This window comes from uncultured Sphingomonas sp., assembly GCF_964237335.1.
Taxonomy (GTDB): Bacteria; Pseudomonadota; Alphaproteobacteria; order Sphingomonadales; family Sphingomonadaceae; genus Sphingomonas.
The window spans coordinates 22,123-32,085 of the sequence record NZ_CAXSHM010000034.1 but is presented as its reverse complement, the minus strand read 5'-3'; the positions used below and the strand labels follow the sequence as shown (position 1 = coordinate 32,085).

At 66.8% G+C, this 9,963-nt stretch carries 9 protein-coding genes; 1 reads left to right on the top strand and 8 read right to left on the bottom strand.

What is annotated here, in order from left to right; all coding sequences use genetic code 11:
* The first annotated feature begins 117 nt into the window (after positions 1-117).
* Positions 118-510 (top strand): hypothetical protein, encoded by a 393-nt coding sequence (locus ACFE65_RS14380; RefSeq protein ID WP_375383057.1) that lies wholly within the window; start codon positions 118-120, stop codon positions 508-510.
* Between the two features lie 45 nt (positions 511-555).
* On the opposite strand, the gene ACFE65_RS14375 is transcribed toward ACFE65_RS14380, so the two are convergent.
* The 8 genes from ACFE65_RS14375 to ACFE65_RS14340 form a co-directional block, all read right to left on the bottom strand.
* Positions 556-1,842, bottom strand: a complete 1,287-nt coding sequence (locus ACFE65_RS14375) for a glycoside hydrolase family 130 protein (protein WP_375383056.1) — start codon at positions 1,840-1,842, stop codon at positions 556-558.
* A 62-nt stretch (positions 1,843-1,904) separates the two neighbouring features.
* Positions 1,905-3,233, bottom strand: coding sequence for a hemolysin family protein (locus ACFE65_RS14370; protein ID WP_375383055.1), 1,329 nt, complete (start codon positions 3,231-3,233; stop codon positions 1,905-1,907).
* 66 nt (positions 3,234-3,299) lie between these two features.
* Positions 3,300-4,259 carry a CorA family divalent cation transporter gene (locus tag ACFE65_RS14365; protein ID WP_375383054.1) on the bottom strand — a complete coding sequence of 320 codons (960 nt, stop codon included), beginning with the start codon at positions 4,257-4,259 and terminating at the stop codon, positions 3,300-3,302.
* Positions 4,256-4,522, bottom strand: a complete 267-nt coding sequence (locus ACFE65_RS14360) for a hypothetical protein (protein WP_375383053.1) — start codon at positions 4,520-4,522, stop codon at positions 4,256-4,258. Before ACFE65_RS14360 ends, ACFE65_RS14365 begins: the two co-directional genes overlap by 4 nt.
* Positions 4,523-4,718: 196 nt before the next feature.
* The gene (locus ACFE65_RS14355) at positions 4,719-4,901 is read right to left on the bottom strand and encodes a hypothetical protein (RefSeq protein ID WP_375383052.1); all 183 of its coding nucleotides are present in this window, start codon (positions 4,899-4,901) and stop codon (positions 4,719-4,721) included.
* 235 nt (positions 4,902-5,136) lie between these two features.
* The gene (locus tag ACFE65_RS14350; RefSeq protein ID WP_375383051.1) at positions 5,137-7,959 is read right to left on the bottom strand and encodes a bifunctional YncE family protein/alkaline phosphatase family protein; all 2,823 of its coding nucleotides are present in this window, start codon (positions 7,957-7,959) and stop codon (positions 5,137-5,139) included.
* Between the two features lie 85 nt (positions 7,960-8,044).
* Positions 8,045-9,223: a glycerophosphodiester phosphodiesterase gene (locus tag ACFE65_RS14345; protein ID WP_375383050.1), complete on the bottom strand. Its 1,179-nt coding sequence runs from the start codon at positions 9,221-9,223 to the stop codon at positions 8,045-8,047.
* The coding region (locus ACFE65_RS14340; RefSeq protein ID WP_375383049.1) for a TonB-dependent receptor domain-containing protein at positions 9,223-9,963 on the bottom strand (741 nt) is incomplete at its 5' end. The genes ACFE65_RS14345 and ACFE65_RS14340, both read right to left, overlap by 1 nt.

Sequence of the window (9,963 nt, the reverse complement as noted above, 5' to 3'; positions counted from 1 at the left end):
GACCGGGTCACCCCTCAACGAAAACTCCGGGTCAACTCGTAGCAGAAATCAACAGTTTGCGAGACGCTCGCCTTTTCGCTGCCGTCGTTTTCGATCGGCGGGCTGCCCGTCGTCGACGTGCCGGTCGATGCGCTTGCATCATGGTCGTCGCCGCAGCCGATCAACATCGGCGTCGACGTGTGGCGCCGGTTTCACCTGGTGCTCGATCTCGCGAGGGCCGAAGTCGCGCTCCGGCCGATCGCGGGCGTCGAGTTCGATCGGGAGATGAGCGGCGTCCTCGTCGCTCACCGAGGATCGTATCTCGAGATCATGCACGTCGCGCGCGGCTCACCCGCGGGGTCGATCGGACTTCAATGTGGGGAGCACATCATCTCGATCGACGGCACGCGCGTGGACACGGCCTACTTCGCGGGCGATCTATGGCAGTGGCGCTATGGGCCTGCCGGCAAGCAGGTCATGATAGAAACCGAGAACGGGAAAGCTCTGTTACGTCTAAGCCGTTACTACTAGTTCGACTCCATATCCTGAAATACCCTGAACTACTCGCCCGGTGCGTTACGTCATCGCCGCCATAAGGCGGTCGAGATCGACCGTCCCGAAAGCCGTATAGTTGTCCGCGATGCCATAGGGCAGCAGCAACGTGCGGCCACGAACCATCCCGCCGCACGAATAGACGACGTTGGGGACATAGCCGCCGCGTTCGTCGGCCTCGGGTTCGAGGATCGGCTTGGACGTCCGCGCGAGCAGGCGCGACGGATCGTCACGGTCGAGCAACGCCGCGCCCATGCAATAGCGTCGCGCCCGGCCGACCCCGTGGGTGAGCACCAGCCAGCCTTCGTCGATCTCGATCGGCGAGCCGCAATTGCCCATCTGCACGAACTCCCAGGGAAAGCGCGGTCTGATGATCGCCGTGCCGCCCGCCCAAGTGTCGGGATCGTCCGACATCATGAGGAAGATCGACTCCTCGTCCAGCCGTGCCAGCATAGCGTAGCGGCCGTCGATGCGCCGCGGGAACCAGGCGGCGCCTTTCCGGGAACGGACGTTGCCATCGAGACGACGACCGATGAACGTCCGAAAGTCACGCGTCTTGAAGACGGATTGGCGATTATCCAGACCATCGAACGCGGTGAACGTGCAGCGATAGTCGACCTGACCATCGTCGTCGACGAAGCGGCAGAAGCGCGCGTCCTCGATCCCGCGACCCTGGCTGGGCAGGAACGGATAGATCACCCGATCGCAGATCGGCACGTCAGGGAACGTCAGCTCCGCGGTACGCTTGGGCCCGTCCAGATCCGGCAGTACGGCCGTGGGCCCGGTCGCAAGACCGCCGCGCGGGTCCAGCGTTATCGTGTCGTCGGCATGCCAGACCCCGGTCTGGAAGATCAGCGAGGAGATATGCCCCTCACCAATGCCGCGAAGCGATACGATCAGGCGGGTGTCTCCCTCGGGCAGGCCATCCTGGTCGAAGTGTGGCACGACGCTGGGATTGAACAGCGCCGCGGCCTCGACGGAATATTCCTCGCTGAAGAACAGCGCGATCAGCCGTGCCTGCCGATCGTTGGCGGTCAGCCTGTCGGGAAAGCGGGACGCCAAGTCGTCGAAGCGATGGCCGAGTACGCGGCCCGCATCCTGATGACGCGCGTTCAACGCGTCCGTCACGGCCGTGAGCTCCGCCTCCATCTCGTCAGGGCTGAGCGACAGCAAGCGTTGGATGACGCGCGCAGTGCGACCGTTCGGATCGCCTTCCTCCGCCGGGTCAGTGAGGTGGAACGGACGCAGCACCGTCCGGCTAGGGTCGGGGCACAGCATTTCTCCCCGTTTCGTCACGATAGGGTCGGTCATCTGATTGCCTTTGCAGGTCAGAGAGGATCGTGTCTGCGGGACCGGCGAACGGGAGGTCGTCGTCAGGGCTGTGGGGCGGGCTCCGCCTCGGTGACCTGCGAGACGATCACCTTGTCGATCCGCATAGCATCGATGTCGACGACCTCGAACCGCCATCCTTCGACGTCGAACGCGGCGCCCGCAGCGGGCAGGCCGCCGAGATGATGGAGGCAGAACCCCGCCAGGGTCTGGAACGTGCCGGCCGCCGTCATGGCCGGCAGGTGCAGACGCTTGGCCACATCGACGAACGGCGTGACGCCGTCGATCAGCAGCGATCCGTCGTCGCGCTCGACCATTACCGCGGTCTCGTCCTCCTCGGGGATGTCGCCCGCCATCGCTTCCAGCAGATTGGTCTGCGTGACGATGCCCTGTACGATGCCGTACTCGTCCACCACGACCGCCATCTGCACCGGGCGGTTCTTGAAGAGTTCCAGCACGTGCAGGACGGTTACGCCGTCGTGGACGATCACCGGCTCGCGAAGCAACGCCAGCGGGTCCATCGCGGAACCCTTCAGGTGCGCGTCGAGCAAATCCTGCTTGCGGACGACACCGAGCAGCGCGTCGAGCTTGCCGCGCGCCACCAGTGTCAGCGCGTGCCGGTTGTCGCGCAGGATCGCCATGCGCGCCTCGTCATCGGCGTCGGCGTCGATCCAGACCAGGTCGCGCCGCGGCGTCATGATCGCGCGGACGCGCACGTCCGTCATGCTGAACGCGCGCTCGACCACTTCCTGCTGAGCGCCGTCGATCAGCCCGCCCTCCCTGCTCGCCGCCACGAGCAGTTTCAGCTCCTCGGTCGAATGGAGGCTCCTCTCCGCCGCATCGGGATCGAGGCCGAACAGACGCAGCACGCCGTTGCCCAGGCTGTTGAGGAGCATGATCGCCGGCTTGAACACCGCCCGGAACAGCGCCAGCGGCCGGATGATGAACAACGCCGTGCCCTCCGTCCTCTGCAGCGCGAGGCTCTTGGGTGCGAGTTCGCCGAGCACGATGTGGAGGCTGGTGATGAGCAGGAAGGCGAGCGTCCCGGCGATGACGTGCGCCAGCGCTCCGCCGAACGGCAGGCCGGCGAGCATGGGGTCGAAAAAGTGGGCGAGTGCGGGCTCGCCGATCCAGCCGAGCGCCAGCGACGACAACGTCACGCCGAGCTGGGTGGCGGCAAGATTGTGATCGAGCGTGTCGAGCGCGCGCTGGAGAAGCCGCGCCGACGCCGATCCTCCGGCGGCCATCTCGTCGGCGCGACTGCGCCGTATGCTTACCAGAGCGAACTCCGCGGCCACGAAGAACCCGTTCGCGACGACCAGCATCACGACTGCGAGCAGCTTGCCGAGGGTCAGGAAGATGTCGGTCGGCATCGGGTGATCCTATGGTGCCGCTCGCGGATGAAGTCGAGGTGGAACGGCTACTCAGCTTCGATGAAGCTATGTTCCTTTGCTCATATGGTTGAGCAACACTATCGAAGTACACAGCACAAGACCGATACGTAACCCAACGATCGCCAATGGTGACAAGAGGCCGGACGAGTGGCCGACCGGCCCAGTCAATTCACCCTGTATAGCGACCAAGATGATGAGCGAGATCACCATGCCCATGGACGGCAAGGTCCAGCGATGCCTTTGGCCATGAGCCGTCTTGCAATCACGGTAATCCACCGAGAAATCTACTATATTCAGCAGCAAGTCAGCCGATTGCATCAGGCTTTGGACCCGGCATGATAATGCGAGGGGTGACGCATGAAGAGTAACGCCGGCGCGTTCACCCGTATATCGCTCGATATCTTCCTGTACATCACCAAGATCATCGAGCACTTCGATGATCGACTTCAGCCTCAGGCGCAGTCTTGAGGCGAGGCGGTAGCTTTCAGGGGTCGTCGGCGGGCCGAGCGACTGATGGGCGAACGAAAGCACCTCTTCCTCGATCGCTTCGATCGCGTGTTCATATCCGGCGATTGCGTTCGAGAGATGGGCGTACAGGATGTCGCTTGCGTCGATCTTCGAACGCTCGTTCCTGTCGAGCACGGACCGATGCCCGCGGCTACGCAGACCGTAGGCAATGGTGATTACATATCCGGGGCCCATCAGCGCCGCGATGCGATCGCAGCCTTCCATGCCGGGCGGCGAAACCGCAGCCGGCATGCCGACGAACCAGTGATCGCCATGATCCTCGAACACCGGGGCACCGGCGCCACGAAGCACGTCCACCACCGACAGCGCGCTCAAACCATAAGCAGGCTGAAGGACCGCAAGGTCGTCGAGTGTGGGATCGACCAGATCGATCCAGACGAAATCGTTCGGCGCCCGAGCGCAGGCGATGCGGGCATCGCTTGCCGCATCACAGTCGCGGTATCCGTCCCGGTAAAGGGACGTCGCGACGATGGTCATCGCGGACCTTCGGCACGCCGCGCGGCCTGCCGACGGACACGCGCCGCATGGACCGCCTCGGCCGTGAAGGCGTGACCACGACGTTCGGCCCGGAACACCGTGGCCACGCGGGGGCCGTTGATCGTGAGGACGATGCCGACGACCGCGGCCAGGAAATAACCAATCCCGGCCGCCTTGCCGCCGATCTCGAACTGCGTTGCGGCGTAGCTCGCGGCGATCGTCGCGGCACCAAGGCCGCGCCACACGATGTCCCGGCGGGTCATCGGACGAGTTTCCTCGCTCGATCCGAGCCTCCGCCAACAGCGACCGCATCATCTGAGCCACGCGCGGGTCGGTCATCAGAAACCGGTCGGGAAAGCGAGATGGCAGCCGAAAAGTCGTGCTCGCCGTGCAGGATCGCCATCATGTCCGCGGCCGACGCACAGCGGGGCTCCGTGAGTTTATACATGGGAGGGATCCTCAGGCAGCGCGGGCGAGCGCGTATTCGTGATCGGCGGCCGGCTTGTAGGGGATGAGCGGCGACAGGGGAGTCCGCGCGATCTCGACCCGAGCGTGATAGAGCTGCCGCTCCGCGTTCGCGTAGCTCAGGGCTGTCGCGAAGGAGATGAACCGGCCTTCCAAGCGCTTGCCGTTGTCCTGCACGAGCCAATGCCCGGCCTCATCCTGTCCAACGTAGATGATGGAGTCCGATCGGTCGGGCTCCGGGGAAACTGACGCCAACATGGTCGCTCGAACCTCGTAGATGACGCGGGCTGGTTTGCCCGCGATCCGTACGTATCGAGCCGTTCATAGGGTTTCGAGATCGATTCCCACTGGCCGCATAGTGGCGACATAGTGACGTGCGATCGGCGGTCGGTGCAGCGACAAACTGGCTCCGTCAGCCAGGGAGCGCGTCTTTGCGGCACTCAGTGGCGGTCGCAAGCAACATCGTGCGGTTCTCGCGCAAGTCCAATCCGCTACGCGCCGTCGGTTCAGGCCCGCTGCCGAGCCCCGTCCACAGCGCCGCGTTGAAGCGGCCGGTGTCGAGATGGTCCTCTACGCTGAAGTCCTGCCCCTTCATCGCCGCCGCCCACCACGCCGCGGTGCGCGTCGGGCAGCCTGTGGCCGCGACAGCGGTCCCGAACCGGTCGGCCGGGATCGGCAACTGCGTCGTCCGCAGCACGTCGGCGGCGGTGGCGCGATACGTCCAGCTCGTCGCGGCGGGGTCGAACAGGTCCGCCATCGGCGCGGCGAGCCCGTCGTTGAGGCCGAGCGGCGGCAGGCCGAGCACGCTTTCGATCGTGCGCAACACGTTCACCGTCGTGTAGCGGGTCGAGACGAGCGCACCCTGTCGCACCCCCGCGCCCGCCACCAGCGCAACTGAGCGGCGCGCGTCGACATGGTCGGCGCCGTTCTGCGCGTCGTCCTCCACCACGAACACCAGCGTGGAGCCCGCGGCGCGGCCGCCGGCGATCGTCTCCACCACCTGGCCGATAGCATAATCGTTGTCGGCCATTTCGGCCTCCACCGTGTTCACGCCGTCGAGCGCCGCGTCGAACGCGCCGAAATGATCGTGGCTGAGCCGCAGCAGCGTGAGCGAAGGCAGCGTGCCGGCACGGTCCATCTGCGCATATTCGCGCTGCCACTCCAGCACGCGCCAATAATCCGCCAGTCTCTGGTCGAAGCCGCGGAAATACGGATCGCTGCGGCTCGCGAGCAGCCGGTCGCCCGACGTGTAGATGCGGGTGTGCGTCTTCCATGGCTCGCGCAACGGCGACACGTCGCCCGCTTTGCCGGCGTCATAGATCGACGCATCCGAAAATCCGTAATTGCGCACGCTCAGCCCGGCCTTGATTGCGGCGTCCCACAGAAAGCCCTGGCCGCGGTCGTCATCGTCGTCGCCGTCCGCGTCGGGCGCGGTGAGCAGGGCAGGGCCGGGCATCAGGTCCGGGTCCTTCGACAGCGCCGGGTTGGTTGCCTGGCGCTCGGCCATCGTCTGCTGGGTATAGACGAAGCGATCCGCCTCCTCCGCTTCGTACGCCAGCCCGCGGGCGGCGTAATTCACCGGGGCCGTCTTCTCCAGCATGTCCGGCGCGCGGCCCGCGGTAGTCCATGTCCAGCCGGTGCTTGACTGCTCGCCCGAGTCGTAGAGATTGTCGAGCGTCACGAACTGCCGCGCGAGCGCGTGGTGGTTGGGCGACAGTCTCGCGCCCAGGATTGCGAGGTGCGGGTCGCCGTTGCCGACTTCCAGGTCGCCGAGCACCTGATCGTAAGTGCGGTTCTCCTTCACGATGAAGACGACGTGCTTCACCCGCGCGCGGACGGGCGCCATGGCCGCCTCCGCGGCGGCGCGCTGCTTTGCCTGCCCGAGCCCGAGATTGTCGGCGACCTGCAACGTCGTCGCGGCGAGCGCGCGATCGTCGGGCAGCGCGAACTCGAGCAGCCCGGCCTTCTCCAACTGGAAGATATACTGATTGGCCGCCCCGCAGGCGTTCGGCTGGCCGCGATAGATGGCGAGCTTGGGCGCGCAGCCGAGCGGATTTGGGCCGGGCGGGCTCTTGCGGTTGACGACGAACACGCGCCGTCCGTCACCGCTCGTGGCTACGGCGCTGGGATACCAGCCGGTCGGCACCAGCCCCTGCACCTCGGCGCCCGTGGCCGATGGCGCGACGATCGCCAGCGCATTGGCGCCCCCCATGGTGACGAGCAGGCGTTTGTCAGGCAGCATCGCAAGGCCGTTGACGTTGAGGCCCTTGCCGAGCGGGGCGGTGTCGGCGAGCGTCGACGGCAGGCCGAGCCGGGGCTCCGCCACCAGCCGGCCGGTGGCGATATCGATGATCGCAAGCCGGTCTGCATTGTCCTCCGCCGCGAACAGCCGGTGCGAGGCGGGATCGAGGAGCAGCGCGGTGGGCTCTCCTTTGGTCGCGATCCGGCTGGTTACGCCCACGGCGTCGCCCTGGACCGACAGCGCCACGATCTGCCGGTCGCGGGGAGCGGAAATCCAGGCGTTGGAGGCGTCCGCCCAGACGATCGCGAACGGGAACTCGCCGCCCGGCATGCCCGCGGCGGCAGGGTCGATCTTGCCGGGGCGCAGGTCCTGCTCCGCGATGACGCGAGCGGCGGCCAGGTCGACCAGGCTGACCGAGTCGTTGTAGTAATTCGCGACAAGCGCGCGCCGGCCGTCCGGGCTCACCGCGATCCCGGCCGCCTGCGGCTTCACCGCCGCGCCGATGCCGGCCTTGTGGCCGAGCGGGATGGCCGGGCCGCGCTCGACGAACTTGCCTCCGGACTTGGCGAACAGGTGCACCGTGTCGTCGACGCCGCCGCCCACCACGAAGCCGCGTCCGTCGGGCAGCCAAGCGACGCCCGAGAAGCTGTTGGGCACCGTCAGCGTCTGGAGCCAGCGGCTGCCGCCCCGGTCGATCGCGTAGCGGAACACGTACTGCACCGATTGCGCCGCGACCGTCTTGCCGTCGGCGCCGTTGTACCGGTTGTAGCCGCTGGTCAGAACCAGCATCTCGCGCCCGTCCGGGCTGCGCGCGATCGCGGCGGCGCCGTCGGCGAGATAGGCGGGATTGGGGCCGACATGGGCGACCAGCGGCTCGAACCGCGCGCCGGGCGCGGCGAGCGGGGTCAGTCGCTGGCCGGTCGGCAGGTCCTGCGCCGCGGCGACGGAGGGCAACGCAGCCCCGGCAAGCAGCGCGAGCAACAGGTGGCGCATCGTGTCAGTCCTTCTCGACATTCAAGTCTATACCGTCGCGGACACGACCTCGGTCGTCCAGCGCGAACTGCCGCATGAGCCAGGCTTACAAACCATCGACCGCCGCACGGCCCAGCGCCGGATCGTCGGTGAAGAAGCCGTCGATGCCCGTCGCCAGATACGCCCGCATCTCCGCGACTGAGCCCGCAGGCATGCGCGCGGTCGGGCCGCCTGGTCCGCGGAAATCGGCGGCGAGGAACTGGTTCTCTGGCCGGAACGTCCACGGCATGACGACGAGCCCGGCACTATGGGCATCGGCGACGACGGGCGCCGGCGATCCGAGCCGGCCATCGGGCAGGAGCGGGATGATGCTGCGCGTGTCGGGCGCAAGGATGTCGGCATAGCGCGCCACCTCGGCGAGCCCCGCCGGCGTCATCATGTCGGCGTAGGTCAGCTTGCCGCCCGCCACGGTGACGTCAGCCGGGCTGAGGCCCTCGGAACTGCCCGTCACCAGCTGCATCAGCCGGACGCCCGACCCCGTCAACCGAGGCCGCAGGTATCGCAGGTTCGCGACCTCGAACGACTGCACGATTAGCGGACATCGTCGCGTATAGTCATGCTGCGCCACGCTGGCGAGAAACCGGTCCTCCAGCGGCAGGCCGATGGAGGCGAAATAGGTCGAGTGCTTGAGTTCGGGCACCAGTCCGATCGGCCGGCCGCGTGCGAGGCTTTCGGCGGCGGCGAAGTCGATCATCTCGGGCCAGGTCACGAGATCGAAGCGCCCGTCCAGCGCGGCGTTCGCCGGCCGCACCTTGGGCAGCCGCTCGACCGCGCGGAGCGTCTTGATCTCGGCGAGGGTGAAGTCCTCGGTGAACCAGCCTACCTGTGCCTGGCCATCGATCACCGTCTGCGTGCGACGGCCCGCGAACTCGGGGTGACGGGCGACGTCGGTCGTCTCGGAGATGTTGTTCTCGTGCCGGATCAGCAGCGCGCCATCCTTGGTCGCGACGACGTCCGGCTCGATGAAGTCCGCGCCGTCTGCGACCGCCTTGGCATAGGAGGCGAGCGTGTGCTCGGGCCGCAGCGCGGACGCACCGCGGTGGCCCAGCACTGATGGCGTGGAGCGCGGATCGAGGCGCGGCGTGGCATGCGGCACCGGCTTGCCCGGCACGGACGCACCGCCACCGCGACCCGCTAGGGCCGCCGCGACACCCGCGACCGCTCCGCCCATCACGGCTCGCCGCCCGATCTGCACCGGCCCGATCTGAATCAGCCCGATCCGCATCAGAAAGCCGCACTGACCGTGCCGAAATACTGGCGCGGCGCGACTGGGAAGAAGCTGTACGTGCCCGACGCCGCGCCGACCGCCAGGCTGGAGGCGGCGCGAATGTTGGTGATGTTGGTGACGTTCAAGCTGACCGACAGCTTGTGCACCACAAATTGGTCCCCGATCGGCACGTCGAACGCGATCCGTCCGGACAGGGTGAAATACCCCGGCACCTTGGCGGCGTTGTCGCCGACCGTGACCAGATCGTTGGTGTAGGTCGCGTAACGCCGGCCTAAGTAGTCGCCGATCAGTTGCAGGTCGAACGGCCCGGCATCGAGCGTCGCGACCGTCTTGTTGAGCCAGTCGGGGGAACCGGGAACCTTCTTGCCCGCGGTCAGCACCGTCGCGGTGCCGCTCACGTAATTCTCGTCGTAGCGCGAGTTGTTGTACGACAGCGCGTTGTACAGCGAGAAGGCGCGGCCGAACCGCAGCGTCGCGGCGGCGTCGATCCCGTCCGTGGTCACGCTGCCGACGTTCTGGACGATCGCAGCGCCGCTCACGATGCCTGCGATGCCGGATATCGTCGCGGTCGGGCTGATGCCCAGCAGCCGGTTGCTGAAGTCGACATGGTAGTAGCTGATCTGGCCCGAGAAGCCGGACAACAGCCCGGACAGGCTGTGGTTGCTCCGAGCGCCTACTTCGTACGTCCAGCTCGTTTCAGGCTTCGTGGTCGCCTCGAACGCCTGGAACAGGCCCTG

Bases quoted from the DNA above. Each gene is read 5' to 3' on its own strand.
- ACFE65_RS14370 (WP_375383055.1), bottom strand. From the start codon at position 3,233: ATGCCGACCGACATCTTCCTGACCCTCGGCAAGCTGCTCGCAGTCGTG.
- ACFE65_RS14350 (WP_375383051.1), bottom strand. From the start codon at position 7,959: ATGCGCCACCTGTTGCTCGCGCTGCTTGCCGGGGCTGCGTTGCCCTCC.
- ACFE65_RS14345 (WP_375383050.1), bottom strand. From the start codon at position 9,223: ATGCGGATCGGGCTGATTCAGATCGGGCCGGTGCAGATCGGGCGGCGA.
- ACFE65_RS14365 (WP_375383054.1), bottom strand. From the start codon at position 4,259: ATGACCATCGTCGCGACGTCCCTTTACCGGGACGGATACCGCGACTGT.
- ACFE65_RS14360 (WP_375383053.1), bottom strand. From the start codon at position 4,522: ATGACCCGCCGGGACATCGTGTGGCGCGGCCTTGGTGCCGCGACGATC.
- ACFE65_RS14375 (WP_375383056.1), bottom strand. From the start codon at position 1,842: ATGACCGACCCTATCGTGACGAAACGGGGAGAAATGCTGTGCCCCGAC.